This window comes from Pseudolabrys sp., assembly GCF_035943735.1.
Lineage (GTDB): Bacteria > Pseudomonadota > Alphaproteobacteria > Rhizobiales > Xanthobacteraceae > Pseudolabrys.
On sequence record NZ_DASZBV010000005.1, the window covers coordinates 56,918 to 73,908 of the forward strand.

At 66.7% G+C, this 16,991-nt stretch carries 17 protein-coding genes, 1 tRNA gene and 1 other RNA gene; 11 read left to right on the forward strand and 8 right to left on the reverse strand.

All coding sequences use genetic code 11. From position 1 onward, the window contains the following. The first annotated feature begins 59 nt into the window (after positions 1 to 59). Positions 60 to 3,095, forward strand: a complete 3,036-nt coding sequence (locus VGV41_RS02120) for a bifunctional diguanylate cyclase/phosphodiesterase (RefSeq protein WP_326861996.1) — start codon at positions 60 to 62, stop codon at positions 3,093 to 3,095. Between the two features lie 292 nt (positions 3,096 to 3,387). Here the strand turns inward: VGV41_RS02120 and rnpB are convergent. Together rnpB and VGV41_RS02130 are read right to left on the reverse strand one after the other, a co-directional pair. Continuing rightward, positions 3,388 to 3,803, reverse strand: an RNA gene (gene rnpB / locus VGV41_RS02125) — RNase P RNA component class A. 131 nt (positions 3,804 to 3,934) lie between these two features. Continuing rightward, positions 3,935 to 4,114 carry an RSP_7527 family protein gene (locus VGV41_RS02130; protein ID WP_326861997.1) on the reverse strand — a complete coding sequence of 60 codons (180 nt, stop codon included), beginning with the start codon at positions 4,112 to 4,114 and terminating at the stop codon, positions 3,935 to 3,937. A gap of 127 nt (positions 4,115 to 4,241) precedes the next feature. Here VGV41_RS02130 and VGV41_RS02135 point away from each other — a divergent pair, with 127 nt between their 5' ends. After that, the gene (locus tag VGV41_RS02135; RefSeq protein WP_326861998.1) at positions 4,242 to 5,168 is read left to right on the forward strand and encodes a LysR family transcriptional regulator; all 927 of its coding nucleotides are present in this window, start codon (positions 4,242 to 4,244) and stop codon (positions 5,166 to 5,168) included. A 12-nt stretch (positions 5,169 to 5,180) separates the two neighbouring features. On the opposite strand, the gene VGV41_RS02140 is transcribed toward VGV41_RS02135, so the two are convergent. From VGV41_RS02140 to VGV41_RS02165, 6 genes are all read right to left on the reverse strand, one after another. Beyond that, entirely contained in the window at positions 5,181 to 5,642 is a 462-nt protein-coding gene (locus VGV41_RS02140) for a hypothetical protein (RefSeq protein WP_326861999.1), read from the reverse strand. Positions 5,643 to 5,658: 16 nt separating this feature from the next. Continuing rightward, positions 5,659 to 5,988, reverse strand: coding sequence for a glycosyl hydrolase (locus VGV41_RS02145; RefSeq protein ID WP_326862000.1), 330 nt, complete (start codon positions 5,986 to 5,988; stop codon positions 5,659 to 5,661). A 97-nt stretch (positions 5,989 to 6,085) separates the two neighbouring features. Further along, positions 6,086 to 6,646 carry a hypothetical protein gene (locus VGV41_RS02150; RefSeq protein ID WP_326862001.1) on the reverse strand — a complete coding sequence of 187 codons (561 nt, stop codon included), beginning with the start codon at positions 6,644 to 6,646 and terminating at the stop codon, positions 6,086 to 6,088. 411 nt (positions 6,647 to 7,057) lie between these two features. After that, a complete protein-coding gene (locus VGV41_RS02155) occupies positions 7,058 to 7,333 on the reverse strand; it encodes a DUF1153 domain-containing protein (RefSeq protein ID WP_056912129.1) in 276 nt (91 codons plus the stop codon). 281 nt (positions 7,334 to 7,614) lie between these two features. Further along, positions 7,615 to 8,289 carry a flagellar hook assembly protein FlgD gene (locus VGV41_RS02160; RefSeq protein WP_326862002.1) on the reverse strand — a complete coding sequence of 225 codons (675 nt, stop codon included), beginning with the start codon at positions 8,287 to 8,289 and terminating at the stop codon, positions 7,615 to 7,617. A gap of 29 nt (positions 8,290 to 8,318) precedes the next feature. Then, on the reverse strand, positions 8,319 to 9,932 hold the full coding sequence (locus VGV41_RS02165) for a flagellar hook-length control protein FliK (protein WP_326862003.1): 1,614 nt from the start codon (positions 9,930 to 9,932) through the stop codon (positions 8,319 to 8,321). A 186-nt stretch (positions 9,933 to 10,118) separates the two neighbouring features. On the opposite strand from VGV41_RS02165, the gene mnmA reads away from it, so the two are divergent. The 9 genes from mnmA (at position 10,119) to VGV41_RS02210 (ending at position 16,956) form a co-directional block, all read left to right on the forward strand. Beyond that, entirely contained in the window at positions 10,119 to 11,306 is a 1,188-nt protein-coding gene (mnmA, locus tag VGV41_RS02170) for a tRNA 2-thiouridine(34) synthase MnmA (RefSeq protein ID WP_326862004.1), read from the forward strand. A 58-nt stretch (positions 11,307 to 11,364) separates the two neighbouring features. Continuing rightward, positions 11,365 to 12,015 (forward strand): class I SAM-dependent methyltransferase, encoded by a 651-nt coding sequence (locus VGV41_RS02175; protein ID WP_326862005.1) that lies wholly within the window; start codon positions 11,365 to 11,367, stop codon positions 12,013 to 12,015. Between the two features lie 100 nt (positions 12,016 to 12,115). Further along, on the forward strand, positions 12,116 to 12,430 hold the full coding sequence (locus VGV41_RS02180; RefSeq protein ID WP_326862006.1) for a hypothetical protein: 315 nt from the start codon (positions 12,116 to 12,118) through the stop codon (positions 12,428 to 12,430). Between the two features lie 86 nt (positions 12,431 to 12,516). Further along, positions 12,517 to 12,590, forward strand: a tRNA-Met gene (locus VGV41_RS02185). 271 nt (positions 12,591 to 12,861) lie between these two features. Beyond that, positions 12,862 to 13,062, forward strand: coding sequence for a hypothetical protein (locus tag VGV41_RS02190; protein ID WP_326862007.1), 201 nt, complete (start codon positions 12,862 to 12,864; stop codon positions 13,060 to 13,062). A gap of 221 nt (positions 13,063 to 13,283) precedes the next feature. After that, positions 13,284 to 13,487, forward strand: a complete 204-nt coding sequence (locus VGV41_RS02195; RefSeq protein ID WP_326862008.1) for a hypothetical protein — start codon at positions 13,284 to 13,286, stop codon at positions 13,485 to 13,487. Between the two features lie 214 nt (positions 13,488 to 13,701). After that, positions 13,702 to 14,940, forward strand: coding sequence for an ergothioneine biosynthesis protein EgtB (egtB, locus tag VGV41_RS02200; protein WP_326862009.1), 1,239 nt, complete (start codon positions 13,702 to 13,704; stop codon positions 14,938 to 14,940). Positions 14,941 to 14,994: 54 nt separating this feature from the next. Next, positions 14,995 to 15,996 (forward strand): L-histidine N(alpha)-methyltransferase, encoded by a 1,002-nt coding sequence (egtD, locus tag VGV41_RS02205; protein ID WP_326862010.1) that lies wholly within the window; start codon positions 14,995 to 14,997, stop codon positions 15,994 to 15,996. Between the two features lie 81 nt (positions 15,997 to 16,077). Beyond that, on the forward strand, positions 16,078 to 16,956 hold the full coding sequence (locus tag VGV41_RS02210; protein WP_326862011.1) for a fumarylacetoacetate hydrolase family protein: 879 nt from the start codon (positions 16,078 to 16,080) through the stop codon (positions 16,954 to 16,956). The last annotated feature ends 35 nt before the right edge of the window (positions 16,957 to 16,991 follow it).

Below are 16,991 nucleotides of genomic sequence, written 5' to 3' on the forward strand. Positions count from 1 at the left end.
CCGCACGCCACAGGCGGCGGCCGGCGGATATCGCGGCATGCGGACGGGCGAGGTAGCTCATGCGGCGCCTCGGTGCTCTCCGCTATCTGTTGATCTGCGCTTCGCTCCTGCTCGGCTGCATCATCGTCTGCACCGGCTTCCTGGTGGCGAGCTTCCGCGAGCGGACGCTCGCTGATACCGAACGCGAGCTCCGCAACACCGCGCTCATCGTCGCCGAGCAACTCGACCGTTCCTTCCAGGCCATCGATCTCGTCCAGCGCAGCGTGCTCGAGGAAGTCGCCGCCGAGCGCATCCAGACCAGCGACGACCTCACGCGCCTCATGTCGGGCGGCGATATCCGCCAGATGCTCAAGGACAAGATCAGCGGTCTGGCGCAGGTCGACGCGCTCGTCATCGTCAATGCCGAGGGCCAGCCGGTCAATTCCTCGCGCGACCGTCCGCTGGTGACGGCCAATCTGCGCGAGCGCGACTATTTTCGCGCATTGCAGTCCGATCCCGGCTTGCACCACTTCGTTGGCGCGCCTGTGCGCAACAACGCGACCGGTGCCTGGACGTTCTTCCTCGCCGAGAAGATCACCAACAGGGAAGGCGACTTCATCGGCATGGCGATCGGCGTCATCAAGCTGTCCTATTTCGAGAAGCTGTTCGGCGCCATCTCGCTCGGCAGCGGCGGCACCGTGTCGCTCTACCGCGCCGACGGCACGCTGCTGGTCCGCTACCCGCATCCGCAAACTGCGCTCGGCGGCGTCTACACCGGCGCTTTGAACGCGCTCGCCGGCAAGAACGAAGCGACCGCGCGCTTCCACGGCAAGATCAATCCGCACGGGCTGATCGTCGCCGCGCACCGGTTCGACGAATTCCCGCTGTACGCCACCGCCGCGCGCGACGTCGACCTCGCGCTCGCCGCCTGGCGCGAGGAGACCAAGGTGCTGCTCGGCGCCGGCGCGCTGGTGGCGCTGACCGTCGGGCTCGTGATGCTGCTTGTCGCCCGCCAGATGCGCCGCGATCACGAATGGTCACGCCGCCGCCTGGCGCTGGAAAAACAGCGGCTCGACACTGCGCTCGACAGCATGCCGCATGGCATGTTCCTGCTCGATGCCGATCACCGGCTTCTGGTGGCCAACCGCAGCTATCATGAAATGTACGGGCTGCCGCCGGACGCGCTCAAAACCGGAATGAGCCTGCGCGAGATTCTGCGGGTGCGGCACCGCACCGGCACCTTCGGCGAGGACCCCGACGAATATTGCGATCGGCGTCTGCGCGAGATCGGCCGCCGCGTCCCTTTCGAGACGATCTATTCGATCCCCGACGGCCGCTCGATCAGGATTATGAATTATCCCGTCGCCGACGGCGGCTGCATCTCGCTGCACGAGGATATCACCGCTCGCCGCCGGCTCGAGCAGGAACGCGACCGCGACCGCGAATTCCTCAACTCCATCGTCGACAGCGTGCCGATGCCGATCGTGGTCAAGGACGTGCGCGACTGGAGCTACGTGCTCGCCAACAAGGCCTCGCTCGACTATGTGGGCGCGCCGCATGGGGACGCCATCGGCCGGACCTGTCACGAGCTCATGCCGCCCGAACAGGCGGAAGTGATTGCGGCGGGCGATCGGGCGGCCGTCGAGAGCGGCGGCTTTTTGTTCAGCGACGAATATGTGCTGGAAACGCCGAAGGGCCCGCGCACTCTTACCTCGAACCGCCTGCTGCTGCGCGGCCCGGAGGGTGAGCCGCGGCATCTGCTCACGGTCGTCCACGACATCACCGAGCACAAGCAGTCGGAGCGGCGCATCGCGCATCTGGCAAACCATGACGCACTCACCGGGCTGCCGAACCGCGCGCTCTTCCGCGAGCAGCTCGAGCAGTCGCTCAAGCGCGTGCGCGGCAACGGCGGGCGGCTGGCGTTACTCTATCTCGATCTCGACCGCTTCAAGGGCATCAACGACACGCTCGGCCATCCGGTCGGCGACGAGCTGTTGAAGGCGGTGGGGCAGCGGCTGCGCGAGGCCATCACGGACGCCGATTTCGTCGCGCGCCTCGGCGGCGACGAGTTCGCCATCATCCGCAACGATTTCACGCAGCCGGAAGACGTGACCTCGTTGGTGATGCGCATTCTGTCGACGATCAACCAGCCCTACGACATCGGCGGCCATCAGCTCGTCGCCGATGCCACCGTCGGCGTCGCGCTGGCGCCGGACGATGCTTGCGATCCGGACGAACTGCTCAAGAATGCCGACCTCGCGATGTACGGCGCCAAGGCCGACGGCCGCGGCACCTATCGCTTCTTCGAATCGTCGATGGATGCGCGCATGAAATCACGCCGCGCGCTCGAATTCGATCTGCGCGAAGCGATCATGTGCGGCGGCTTCGATCTGCATTACCAGCCGCTGGTTGCCTTTGCCGACGGACGCATCACCGGCTGCGAGGCGCTGCTGCGCTGGGAGCATCGCAGCCGCGGCCAGATCCCGCCGTCAGAATTCATCCCGATCGCCGAGGAGACCGGTCTCATCGCGCCGCTCGGCGAGTGGGTGCTGCGCACCGCCTGTGCGGCGGCGGTGGATTGGCCCGAGGACATCGGCGTCGCCGTCAACGTCTCGCCGGTGCAGTTCAACAGCGGCAACCTGGTGCAGACGGTGGTCAACGCGCTCGCCGGCTCCGGGCTGCCGGCGCACCGGCTCGAACTCGAGATCACCGAGGCGGTGCTGATCCGCGATGACGCAGCCGCGCTCGGGGTCCTGCATCAGTTGCGCTCGTTCGGCGTGCGCATCGCGCTCGACGACTTCGGCACCGGCTATTCGTCGCTGAGCTACCTGCAGCGCTTCCCGTTCGACAAGATCAAGATCGACCGCTCCTTCATCAGCGGGCTCGTCGACAGCGACTATTCGCGCAACATCGTGCAGGCGATCGTCGACATCGCCACCACGCGGCAGATCACCACCACGGCGGAAGGCGTCGAGACGCAGGCGCAGGCCGACGCGTTGCGCGCGCTCGGTTGCAGCGAGATGCAAGGATATCTATTCAGCCCGCCGGTGCCGGGGGTCAGGCTCGCGAAGCTGCTGGCGCGGCCGCGGCGGCGAAAGCTCGCGCGGGCGAGTTGAGCCGCCCGTCCTTCGGCGTTTCATCCGCATCGACATCCCGCGGCGTGGACGCACGCAAACTCGCCGCGACGTCGCGGATCCAGCCGCGCTGCTCGTCGCTGAGCGGCGAGCGCTGCGATGCTGGCTGGCGTGTCGGATCGTCCGGAGCGGGGCGTACGGTCATAACTGAATGGGACTCGGCTGCTGTTCGCATTTATCAAGCTGCGCACGAGGTCCGCTATCAACCATGCGTTGCGCCGGCTGCCGACAGTGGTGGGGCGCCCGGCAGGTTTTCCGCCGGACGCCCCGTTGCAGCATCAGCCGGCCTGTAAGCCGGGTTCTGTATGGCCCGCGGGCGAACCCGCGGACGTGACGGCCATTCCTCTGGTACGCCGGTTGCCCGGCGCATCAAGCAACCAACCCGAACGGCTGATCTGGACCGATCCGGCCCCGAAAGGCCGCGCCGTTCCTATTCGGTTTTGCTCCCGGTGGGGTTTGCCGTGCCGCTGCCGTCGCCGGCAGCGCGGTGCGCTCTTACCGCACCGTTTCACCCTTGCCCCGGCAGTTACGCAACGCGCCGTGGCGGTCTCTTCTCTGTGGCACTGTCCCTGGGGCCGGCCGAAACCGGCACCCGCCGGACGTTATCCGGCACCGTTGGTCCATGGAGCCCGGACTTTCCTCTCCGGCCGCCTTTCGGCATTGGCGCGGAGCGGCCGTCCGGCCGACTGACGGGACAAGGAATGGGGGCTGCGAGCGCGACCGTCAAGTCATTGAGCAGCTTGCAGTAAAAAAGAAGCCCGGACCTGCGGGAGGGAGAACAGGTCCGGGCACAGAGTGGGAGGTTGTCGGAAAAGGTCGGATCAGGCCCGCAGGGGCAGGCACCGCCTGGACAGGAAGTGCCGGAGGATCAGTCCGAGGCTCTCGGCGCCGGCCCGGATCGCTTCGGCGCGATCCTCGCGGGCACGTTCGATGGCCGCGTCGATGTCCTCGAGGGTGAAGGAGTCGGCCGCAGTGAAGGCGGTGGTTGGCTGCTGCATCATGGCTTTCGTCTCCTGGAGTACGGCGGCTCGCCGCCTTTGTCCCCATGCACGGAGCGCATAATATTCTATCTCTTACAGAATATAATATGCTATAATATACATGCATTGATGAATTTAAGGAACGAATATGGACGCCACATCCGACTTGCGGGTCTTCGTTCGCGTTCTCGACCGGGGGAGTTTTTCCAGCGCTGCCAAGGATTTAGGATTGACCCCCTCGGCCGTGTCGAAGCTGGTTTCGCGGCTGGAGGACCGCCTTGGCGCCCGGCTGCTGGAACGCAGCACGCGGCGCCTGGTGCTGACCCCGGAGGGCGAGGGCTTTCTTGCCCGCGCTCGCCGCATCGTCGCCGAAATCGAGGAGGCCGAAGCCGAGGTGATGCGCGTCCGCGGCGCCCCGCGCGGCACTCTGCATATCAACGCCGGCACCGCCTTCGGCCTGCACCAGCTTGCCCCGGCGCTCGCCGATTTCCTCGCGCGCTATCCGGAGATCGATCTCAACCTGTCGATTACCGACCGGCTGGTCGACCTGCTGGAAGAGCACGCCGACATCGCCGTGCGTTCGGGCCACATTCCTGAGGGCCCGTTCGTCCAGCGCAAGATCGCGGATCTGCAGCGGGTGATCTGCGCCGCGCCCGCCTATCTCGCGCAGCGCGGCACGCCGAAGATCGCCGCCGACCTGCGTCAGCACGACTGCATCGTGGTCGCGGGCCCCGGCCTCGATCGCTGGCCGTTCCAGACGCGCGCCGGCGTCGATGTCGTCGAGGTGCGTCCGCGCGTTACGACCGACGATGCCGAGGCGGCGCTGCGGCTCGCCATCGAAGGCGCCGGCATCGTGCGCATGTCGGAGGTGATCGTCGGCCGCGCGCTGCGTAACGGCGAGCTCGCGCCGCTTTTGACCGACGTGCACCACGTCGAGCCGTTTCCGCTCTCGGCGATCTATCCGGTCGGGCGCAACAGGCTGCCGCGCGTCGCGGTGTTTCTCGATTTCCTGATGGAGCGGTTCGCCGACGCGCCGTGGCGGCTGCGGGATATGCCCGCCGCCGCCACGCGCTGATTTTATCAATTGCTATTTGCCGGTGTTGATGCCGGTGGTCGATTTCACCGGCGGGCCGCCCGGTTCGTGCGCCATGGATTTGGTGCGGCTCGAGACCACGCCCTTGTGGATCTTGGTGTGCGTCTTGGAATCGCTCCAGGTCCCCTTGTCCTGCGCGCGCGCCTTCGACATGCCGTCCATGGTGTTGGCGTTGCCGTTGAGCTTGCTCGAGCTCGTATCGCGCGTACCGCCGGCTGCGGAGCCGCCGGTGCCGAGCGTCGACGAGGTGCCGTTCTGACCGGTCGAGGTGCCGCCGAGACCCAGGGTCGACGCCGACGTGCCGCCGGCGGCGGCGCTGCCGCCGGTGCCGCCGGTGGCGCTCGAGCTGGTCGGCGTGCTCGAGGCGCCGCCCGAGCCGATGGTGGATGCGCTCTGCGCCAAGGCCAACGAGCCGACGCCCAGTACGAGCGCGCCCGCCAGGAACATTGTTTTCATCGCCCTCATCGTGTCCTCACTTTTCCGGTTGCACATAGACGGTACAGTTGCCGTTCGCCGACGTGACAGTCGTCGTGCGGCCGTTGGCGGTCGTCGATGTGGCGACGCTGGTGCCGACTCCGCTGCCGCTCTGGACCGACACGCCATTGCCGGTCGTCGTCTGACCCGAAACGTGGCCGTTGCCGGCCGTGATCGACGTCGACATGCTGCCATTCGGCGGGCTTTCGCCTGGCTTGAGGTGCACGACCTTGCAATTGTCGGAGTTGGTGACGGTCGTGCTGGCGGCAAAAGCACCGCTCGCTGCGAACGCCGTGACCACAAGAACAGCCAACGCTGTGCGCCGCATGGCTTCGTCTCCTTGATCCCTGAACAGCCGCCGCGCGAGCCCGCTACGGGAGCAGGATCGCGCGGCGTTTCGGTCCGCTCAGCGGACCTGTTTTCGACTACTGACGATCACGGCTGCGCTGATGGCGCTCGGCATTCTCGATGCCTTTGCGGCCATGTTTGTTGGCGTGCTTCTCGCCGTTCTCCAGCCCCGCGGCCGAGCCGCTGGTGCCCATGCTCGAGCTCGCCGAGCCCTTGCCGGCAGTCGAGCCGCCCGCGCCCATCGTCGAGGCCGAGCCGGAGCCCGAGCCACTGCCCGCGGCGGAGCCGCCGGTGCCGAGCGACGTGCTGGACGAGCCCTTGCCGGCGGTCGCACCGCCGACGCCCATCGTCGAGGCCGAACCTGAGCCCGAGCCGCTGCCCGCGGCGGAGCCGCCAGTGCCGAGCGAGGTGCTGCTCGAGCCGTTGCCCGCCGTCGCGCCGCCGACGCCAAGCGTCGAAGCGGACCCCGAGCCAGAGCCGCTGCCGGCCGCCGAGCCGCCAGTGCCGAGGGTGGTGCTCGATGAACCGCTGCCTGCGGTCGAGCCGCCGGCGCCGATGGTCGAACTGGATTGCGCGTAGCCCATCGCAGCAGTGCCGAGGAGAATCGTACTGGCCAGAGCGATCGTGCGAAGTTTCATAAGCAAGCCTCCTTGTAGGCGCGGCGCATCGGCGCCGCGGCGTTTCTGTTGCCGCATCGAGTTTGCAAATTTTGCGCTGCCGGAACTCGTAGACGTTTCCTGTCGCGGCGCCGGGGTCAACGACACGCGGTTTTGTGCGTTCCCTTGCGCATCACCGGATTGATAAAAAAATTCGCAGTTCCGCGATCACTTTGGCTTTCGGTTCTCTATCGGCCGAACAAGATCAATCATCGCGCGCAACGGCGTGCATCGGCGCGCGATGGTTCGGCCGTGGGTTGAGTTTTGTGCTGCGTTGCGGAAGATGGCGATGCGGCGTTGGCGCGTAAGAACGCGCAGAAGACGTGGGACGCCGAAAGCACGACGCCGGCCGCGAGGGCCGGCGTCAGTGGAACGAATTGAAATGCGAAACGACTATTGGCGATATTGCTGAATGCGGGTGGTGCGCAGACCGGCCAGGCCGTGCTGGTCGATCGAATACTGCCAGGAGAGGAATTCCTCGACCGTCAGCGTGTAGCGCGCGCAGGCTTCTTCGAGCGACAGCAAGCCGCCGCGCACTGCCGCAACGACCTCCGCCTTGCGCCGGATGACCCAGCGCTTCGTGGTCGGCGGCGGCAGATCCGCGATGGTCAGCGGACTGCCATCTGGCCCGATGACATACTTGACCCTCGGGCGGTGGGGTTCGGTCATGGCTTACTCACACTCGACTGACTGGCTACTCGGCAAAAATCTACAGGTTGCGGCTTAAAATTTGGCTAAGCGCAACGTTTGCAATTCGTGAACATCGCCCCGGCCCCGGTAATCATTTGGTTACGGATGGCGTAAGGGTCGCGCGACCGAACGGGGCCGGGAAAGTGCCGTCAATGCTGCAATATAGGGTGCAAAATCGCGCTTTTTGAGGGCCGGCAGGTCATCCATCGCGACGACCGTTCTGCGATCCTGAAAGGGCGGCGGTCTTCGTCACCCAATTCTTAAAGAATTGCTTTGATCGTGTTGAGCGGATAGGGCTGACCGTTGATCTCCAGGGTCGGCGGCGACTGCGTAAGATCGACCGACGAGACGGTACCCTGCACCTCGGGGGAGACGGCGACGCTCTGATTGTTGGCGTCGACCGCGGCCGCGGTCAGTTTGTAGGTGCCATCCGGCCACTGCTTGCCATTCGTCCCCAGCCCGTTCCAGGTGAAGATCTGGCCGCCCGGCTGGACGGCGGACTTGCCGGTATAGACGGTCTGGCCGCTGGAGTCGGTGATGGTGATGGTCGCGGTCGCCGGCTTGCTGACGTTCAGACTCCATTTTGCCTGGCTGTTCGTCATCTGCGCCGAGGAGCCGTCCACGACGACCGTCGAGCCGACATAAGCGAGCGCCTGGCTGGCCTGCGCCGAGGTCTGCAGCGAGACGAGGCTTGTCAACTGGTCGTTCGATTTCATCTGCTGTTCGACCTGCGCGAACTCGACCAGCTGCTGCGTGAACTGGTTGGTGTCCATCGGGCTCAGCGGATCCTGGTTCTGCAACTGCGTCGTCAGGAGTTGCAGGAAGGTCGTGAAATTGCTGGCGATCATCGTGTTGTCGACGGCGCCGGTTGTGCCCGACGTGCCGGTCGTGCCTGTCGTCGAGGTCGCCGCCGGATTTGTCGAAGTGACGCTCATGATGATCGATCCTTCAGACCTGATGTTCGTCAGACGCGGATATCGAGTCCGCCGACACGGCTGCTGTAGGCCGTGTAGCCGCGCGGTGTATCCACCGTTACGCTGTCCTGCACGATGATCTGCGGTGCGCTCCGGCCGCTGGCCATGTTCTGCTGGCCGCTCGACGACTGATCGCGCAGCGAGAACTGCATGCCGTTGCCGCTCATCTTCAGCCCGGCGTCCTGCATCGAGCGCTCGAGGCCGGAGGCGTCGCGGCGCAGGAGGTCGAGCGTGTCGGAGCGGTCGGCGATCACATGCGAGGTGATCTGCCCCTGCCGGTCGACCGAGAGCTTCACCTCGATGCGGCCAAGCTCCGGCGGGTCGAGGCGGATCTCGAAGTGGTTTTTGTTGCTGAGCGCCTTGCCGGCGATCTCGACGCCGATGCCGGAGAGCGGCACCGCCACCGGCATCGGCGTGGCTGTCGCCGCCGGGGCGGCAGACGTGCCGGCCGCGGCGCCGGTGGATGTGGTGCCCGATGCGCTTGCGGCGGCGGAGGCGGATGCCTGCGAGGCCGTGGTCGGGTCGCCACCTGTCGCGCCGAACGCATTGGTGCCCGCAGTCACCGCGGACGTGGCGTCGATGTCGTGGCGCGGTGCTTGAGCGGGCTTGCCTGCGGCCGCCACGATCTTTTCGACGGCGGCGGTGGGAAGTGCGGCGGCGTTGGCGTTTGCCGGCGCGGAGGCCGGTGCATTCGGGTCGGGCTGCGCCGACATTTGCTGTGAGGGATCGGGTGTCACGACGGGCGCGCCGTCGCTGTTCGGCGTGTCCGCCTTGGTCGGCGTCGCCTGCGCCTTCGCCGCATCGGTAGCGGCAAGCGCGGGCTTGGCCGTATCCGCATCGGCAGTCGTCGCCGACTCGCTCTTGCCGGAATCCTTGCCAGCGCCGGACTTGGCCGACGCGGCTTTGGCAGTCCCGGAGCTGCCGGTGCCGCCCACGGTCTGCGGTAGCACGGCCGGCTGTCCGCCTTTGGCAACGGCGGCGACGGTCGCTGCTGGCGACGCCGCCGTTTGCTGCGCGGCCTGCACCGCGATCACGACCGGAGTTGGCGTCGCTGCCGCGGGCGGGGTGACGGCGGCTGGCGGCTGGCCGGCGGCAAGCGCCAGTGCGTTCGCAGCCGCATCGGGGCTCTGGGCATCTTTCTTGTCGGCCTTGTCCGGCGAACCGTCCGGCTTGGACGCGCTCGTCGCGCTGCCCGCCGCGGGGTCGGCGCCGGCCGTCACGGCCTTCGCGGCGGCGGCAACGATTGGGACGGCGGCGGTCTGCGCCGTCTCGGCGGCCCCGGGCGCCGGAGCCGCGTCATTGCCGTTGTCGTTCGCGGCATCGTCGGTCTTGCCGTCGGGCTTTGCCGATTGCGCCGCCGCCGGCTGGCCGGAGGCCTGCTGCGGCTGCGCCTGCTGGTCTTGCTGCGGCTGCGGAGCCGGCGCGGGCCCGTCGGTCCCGTCGAGGAGGCTGGCAAAAGGCGAGGAGGAAGCGGGCTCCGCCTGCTGCGCGGAGCGCCGGGCATGGGCCTGGGCGTGCGACGGCGCCTGGGCTTGAGGGGACGCAATTTGGGGCACAGACTTCCTCCGGGATATCCGGTTCCCGCGAAGCAATCGCCGCGCCATCTGGCGTAGCCACTGTTCCCTTGTATTTTCAATGGGTTGTACGTTCGTCGACGGACCGGAGGCGGGCCCCGGCCGGCAGCCGCTGCAGGGCGTCCGGCAGGTTTTGCCGGGCCAGTCCGGGACTGCCGGTTCACCGTGGCGCCCGCATTGCGCCGACCCCGTCGCTACCTATAGTAACGAAGCGCCATGCCAAACTCGCTCGACCTCGATCGCCGTCCGCAGGACACCCGTGTTGTCGTCGCCATGTCCGGCGGCGTCGACTCGTCGGTCACGGCCGCCTTGCTCAAGGCGGAGGGTTACGACGTCGTCGGCGTCACCCTGCAGCTTTACGACCACGGCGCTGCCACGCACCGCAAGGGCGCCTGCTGCGCCGGGCAGGACATCTACGACGCCCGCTCGGTCGCCGAGCGCATAGGCATCCCGCATTACGTTCTCGACTACGAGAGCCGGTTCAAGGAAGCGGTGATCGACCGCTTCGCGCAGAGCTACATCCACGGTGAGACGCCGGTGCCCTGCGTCGAGTGCAACATGTCGATCAAATTCCACGATTTGCTCAACACCGCGCGGGAGCTCGGCGCCGACGTTCTCGCCACCGGACACTACGTCGCCTCGCGGCCCTTGCCGGGCGGCGGGCGCGGTCTCTTCCGCGCGCGCGAAGAGGAGCGGGACCAGAGCTATTTCCTGTTCGGCACCACGCGTGAACAACTCGAGCTGTTGCGCTTTCCGCTGGGCGAGCGCGCCAAGGCGGAAACGCGCGAACTGGCGCGCCAGTTCGGCCTCGCGGTCGCCGATAAGCACGACAGCCAGGACATCTGCTTCGTGCCGACCGGGCATTACGCGGAGATCATCGAGCGGCTGAAGCCGGGCGCCGCCGAAGCGGGCGAGATCGTCGATCGCGACGGTCGGGTGCTGGGCAGCCACTCGGGCATCATTCATTACACCGTCGGGCAGCGGCGCGGGCTTGGCGTCGCCACCGGTTCGCCGCTCTATGTCGTGCGGCTCGACGCCGAGCGCCGGCAGGTTGTGGTCGGTCCGCGCGAGGCGCTGCGCATGAGCCGCATCAGCTTGCGCGACGTGAACTGGATCGGCGACGGCCGCATCGACGAGGTGCTCGCCGACGACCGCCGCGAGGTGTTCGTGAAGGTGCGCTCGACGCGCCCGCCGCAGGCGGCCTGGCTCACTGCGGCCAATGGCGGCTACGAGGTCGAACTGGTGGACGGCGAGCACGGCGTCTCGCCAGGTCAGGCCTGTGTCTTCTACGATGCGCCGGAGGGGCAGGCGCGGGTGCTCGGCGGCGGCTTTATCAAAAGCGCGCTGGCGGCAGCCGATGCGGCGCCGCAGCGCGACGAGGCTTTCGCGGCGATGCGGGGCTGACGGGCGTCCCGCGGGCGAGGGGAACGGGTTTCGGGCGGCTCGCGTATTAAAAGTCGACATGGGCGACATCAACAAGGAAAGCGTGGCGCGCGCTTACGCGCGTTGGGCTCCGGTCTACGACGCCGTCTTCGGCAAGGTGTTCGCGCCGGGCCGCGCGGCGGCGATCGAAGCCGCCGAGAAGCATTGCGGCGCACGCGGCGGACGCATCCTCGAGGTCGGCGTCGGCACCGGCATTTCACTGCCGGCCTATTCGGCCGCCAATCGCATCACCGGTATCGACATATCGAAACCCATGTTGCGGCAGGCGGCCGAGCGGGTCGTTGCGCACGGCTTGAAGAACGTCGAGGCCCTGTCGGTGATGGATGCGGCCAAGCTCGCGCTACCGGACGAGAGCTTCGATGTCGTGGTCGCCCAGTTCGTCATCACCGCTGTGCCGGATCCGGAAGGCACGCTCGACGAATTCGTGCGTGTCGTGAAGCGGGATGGCGAGATCATCCTGGTCAATCACCTCGGCGCCGAAAGTGGGCCGCGCTGGCTGTTCGAGCAATGCTTCGCCCCGATTGCGCGCCAGCTCGGTTGGCGTCCGGAATTCCCGTTCAAGCGCCTGAGCGATTGGGCGGCGCGGCACGGCGGCGTGCGGCTGATCGAGCGCCGACCGGTGCAGCCGCTCGGGCATTTCTCGCTGATCCGCTTCGCCCGCGCCGACTAGCGGCGGAACCGGCCGCTGCATCGCGCCGTTGTTCAAGGCGACAGCGGAGGCGAGCATGACCGTTCGGGCTTTTGGAATAATGCTGTTTTCGGCGGTCTTGATGCCGACAGTGGCACTGCCGCAGGCGCCGCCGGCGAGCAAACCGCCGTCCGCCGGGCCGGCCAGCGCTCAGCAGTCGCGCGATTGCGCCAATCCAACGCCGCCGGCGACCACCGGCCAGCGCGGCGACGCCGACGTGGCGAAGCCCGACGGCAGCAATCTGAGCCAGAAGCTGGCGCAATCGAACGGGGTGCTCTGTCCACCCAAGGAGGTCGACCCCGGGATGCGGGCGCCGACGCCGCCGGCCGGCCGCATGCCGGTCATCAAGCCGCCGGGCACCCCCGGCAGCCCCGACCAGTCGGTGCAGCCGAAATAGACGCGGGGGGAGGGCGCGGCGTTTGCTTGACAGGCTTCGCCGCGGCTCCCTATATCGCGCCAGTCTTTGCGTCCGCCACTCGGAATGGCGGGGTAGCTCAGCTGGTTAGAGCAGCGGAATCATAATCCGGAGGTCGGGGGTTCGAGTCCCTCCCCCGCTACCGAGTTGCAGGCCGTCGTGGGACGCGGTCGGCCGGACGTGACGACATCCCCAATAGAGTGTGGCGGTTCGGGCCTCGCGCGGGCGCTTCCTGTTGCGCCGCGGGTTCCACTCATGACCGCGTTTCCGTAACAATCCTAAGGGCTTGTCCTGACCCGCAGGCCCTTTCCGTCTTGCGCTGCATCAACCATCTCCGGCGTACCGCGCGTACATCGAAAACGGTGAGGGCAAAGGCCAGCAGCGTCATCGCTGCCGGCGGAGACGGACGCATCATGTGGCAGGCTGTTGGCGCCGCGCCGACCGATCGGGATCTGGAGGTCGCCGTCATCGATCGGGATGGCGAGCATTCGGTCGTATTTCCCTGCCGCCGTATCGCGGACGGCTGGATCGTTGCCGCGACGCGCCAGCGCCTCGATATTCGCCCGACGCACTGGCGACCATGGCGGGAGCACAAGCGCTCGTACGCCAGATAATTCCGGCATAGAATTCGTTCGCCGCGTCTCCGCCAGAATTGGCGGCGATCATCGCGGTTCGGCGGGTGCGTCGCCGTTATCCATCATTGTCAGCGACCGGAGAGAGTGCCGTGCCACGTTCCTCCGCGACCGTTACGCGTATCCCAGGACTCCGGGTCAGTCAGGCCAACGATAATACGTCCGCACCCCTGAACTGGCGGCGCGGTCTGTGGCGGCTATGGGTGCTGGCGTCGAGCGCCTGGCTCTTGGGCTGGGGCGTCTATCTTTCGATCTCGGCGCTCAGGAGCGGCTTCGAGACCGGCGATCTGCTCGCCCTTCCGGTGCTGCTGTTGGGGCCGCCGCTCGCGCTGCTCGTGTTCGGCCTCGCCACGTCATGGGCCTTCAAGGGCTTCCTGCCCGACAAGACCACGCCCGACGAACCCTGAAGCGTCGGTAGCGACGCACGTCCGTGCCGGCATGGCGCGGCCGCCGTGCGACATCGCCCGTCATCACACCACGGTCACATCTGCGTCGAAGGGGACGGGGCGTGGTTGCCCTCCCTCCCGGATGGAACAATGATGGCCCTGGTCCGTATATGGGGCTGGGGGTCTTGGCGGCGCTGCCGGCATGACGAACCCGTTGAAAACGAGCGGAGAACGCATGGCACGCAGCGCAACGTCGCCGGTTCAAACGACCGATGCCGCGCCATTTCAGGATAAGCGCGCCTACTGGCGAGCCGCCGTCCTGCGCGTGCGCGGCGAGACCGAGCGGCGCGCGGCGTATCTCTCGGCCGAAGACCAGATCGTGCAGTCCATGGCCGACGCTTCGCCGACCAAATGGCATCGCGCGCACGTCACCTGGTTTTTCGAGACCTTCCTGCTCAAGCCACATCTGCCCGGCTACGCTATCTTCGACGAGCGCTTTCCGTTCCTGTTCAACTCCTATTATGTCGCCGCCGGCCCGCGGCACGCGCGTCCGCAGCGCGGCCTGATCACGCGGCCGAATGGCGATGACGTGACGGCCTATCGTGCGCACGTTGACGAAGCAGTCCTGCGGCTGATCGACACGGTCGAGGACGACGAGACGTCGCGCGTTTTCGCAATTCTCGAGATCGGCCTCCATCACGAGCAGCAGCATCAGGAGCTTCTGCTCACCGACATTCTGCACGCTTTCGCGCAGAATCCGACCGGTCCCGCCTACGATCCGCAGTGGCAGCCGCCGAAGCCGGCGGCCGGCCCGCGCGGCTTCGTCGCGATCCCGAAAGGCATTCACGCCATCGGGCACGCGGACGACAGCTTCTGCTTCGACAACGAGTTGCCGTTCCACGACGAGCTCATCCCCGACATGCGCATCGCGCGCCACCTCGTGACGAATGGCGAATGGCTCGCCTTCATCGAGGCTGGCGGCTACGAGACGCCGTCGCTGTGGCTGTCCGACGGCTGGACCACGGTGCACAACGAAGGTTGGCAGGCGCCCGGTTATTGGCGCCAGAAGGACGCCGTCTGGCATGTGATGACGCTCGGCGGGTTGAAGCCGGTCGATCCGACGGCGCCGGTGCTGCACGTCAGCTATTACGAGGCCGAGGCCTTCGCGCGGTTTGCCGGCAAGCATCTGCCGAGCGAAGCGGAGTGGGAGACGGCGGCGCGCGCCGGCCTGCTCGCCGATGCCTTCGGCACCGCTTGGCAATGGACGCGCAGCGCCTATCTTCCCTATCCCGGCTATCGCGCGGCCGAGGGCGCGCTCGGCGAGTACAACGGCAAGTTCATGGTGAGCCAGATGGTACTGCGCGGCTCTTCGCTGGCGACGCCGGAGGGTCACGAGCGTGTGAGCTACCGCAACTTCTTCTATCCGCCGGCGCGTTGGCAGTTCAGCAGCGTGCGCCTGGCTGAATTTGTCTGACGCATTACATAACGCACCAGAACACCGACGAATTCCCGAACAGTAGAGGCATTCATGGTTGCGCTCGCCCGTTCCCGCCGTTCCTTGCCGAAGCGCGACGACCTGTCGCCATTTGCCGCCGACGTTCTGGAAGGTCTTGGCGAAACGCCGAAGCACATTCCGGCGAAGTATTTCTATGACGAGCGTGGCTCCGAACTGTTCGAACGGATCACCGAGCAGCCGGAGTATTATCCGACCCGTTGCGAAATGCAGGTCCTGCGCGACAAGGCCACCGACATCGCCGCGCTCATTCCGCAGGATGCCGCCGTGGTCGAATTCGGCAGCGGCTCGAACAAGAAGGCGCGCCTCCTGCTCGCCGCAGCGCCGCATCTTGCCGCTTACGTGCCGGTCGATATTTCGGGCGAGATGCTCGAGCGGGAAGCGGCCGAATTGCGCGCCGACTTCCCCAAGCTCGATGTGCTGCCGGTAGTGGCCGACTTCTGCTACCCGTTCGACCTGCCGCAGGCGGCGCGTGCGGCGCCGGTGCGTGTCGGCTTCTTTCCGGGCTCGACCATCGGCAATTTCGAGCCGCACGAGGCGGCGGCGTTCCTGCGCAACGCGGCGAAAATCCTCGGTGCGAACGGCAAGATCATCATCGGCGCCGATCTGGTGAAGCCGGTCGAGGTGCTCAACGCCGCCTATAACGACGCCGCCGGCGTCACCGCCGACTTCAACCTCAACCTGCTGGTGCGCATGAACCGCGAACTGGGTGGCAATTTCCGGCTCGACTGCTTCGAGCACCACGCCTTCTTCAACCGCGAGCGCAGCCGCATCGAGATGCACCTCGCCAGCTTGAAGCGGCAGAAAGTGAAGGTGGCCGGCGAGACCTTCGATTTCCGCGCCGGCGAGACGATCCATACCGAGAATAGTTACAAGTACAGCCTCGACTCGCTGCGCGCACTGGCGCGCGGCGTGGGCTGGCTGCCGGCCGGCGCCTGGACTGACGGGCAGGACTATTTCTCGATCCAGGCCTTCACCTACGTGGAAGAGCCCGGACGCCTGCGTCCGGCGGAGTGACCTTTCCCCGCCCGCCCGCCTGCGCTAAGCCATCGGCCGCCCGGCCGCTGGCGCCGGATGACAGAACAGGCGGGAAACGCAATGAAGATCGTCGGTATCGAGACTAGCAACGGCGCGCGCCTTGGCGTGGTCGATGGGGACAATGTTGTCGACCTGCAGGCGGTGGATGCCTCCATTCCCACCGATCTCGGGGAATGGCTGCGCTCGAGCAATGGCGATCTCAAGCCGCTGGCCGAGCTCGCGAAGAAGGCGCCGTCCTCCGCGCGCCGTCCGCTCGCCAGCATCAAGTTCGGCCTGCCGGTGGCGCGGCCGTCGAAGATCATCTGCCTCGGTCTCAACTATCTCGACCATGTGAAAGAGGGACCGCAGCGCGACAACATCCCGAAATTCCAGTCGATCTTCTTCCGCATGCGGTCCTCGCTGACGGGCCACCTGCAGCCGCTGCTGCGGCCGCAGAAGTCGATCCAGTTCGACTATGAAGGCGAGCTGGTCGTGATCATCGGCAAGCGCGCCAAGCATCTCACCCTGGCGAACGCGACCGACTGCATCGCCGGTTATGCCTGCGGCAACGAAGGCTCGATCCGCGAGTATCAGCGCCATACGACGCAATGGGGCATGGGCAAGAACTTCGACCAGACCGGCGCGATCGGTCCGTGGATGGTCTCGGCCGACGAACTGCCGAAGGGCGGCAAGGGCCTCAAGATCCAGACGCGGTTGAACGGCAACCCGATGCAGTCGTCGAACACCGACCTGTTCATGTTCCCGGTTGCGGAATCGCTCGTCTATCTTTCGGAAGGCATGACGCTGGAGCCGGGTGACATCCTGTTCACCGGCACGCCGTCGGGCGTCGGCCACGCGCGCAAGCCGGAGCCGGTATGGATGAAGGCCGGCGATGTCGCCGAGGTTGAGATCGAGGGCATCGGCACGCTGCGCAATCCGATCGAGGACGAGAAGCTTTGAAGCGCTGCATCCGCTCCGCTTGACAGGGTGGGGCG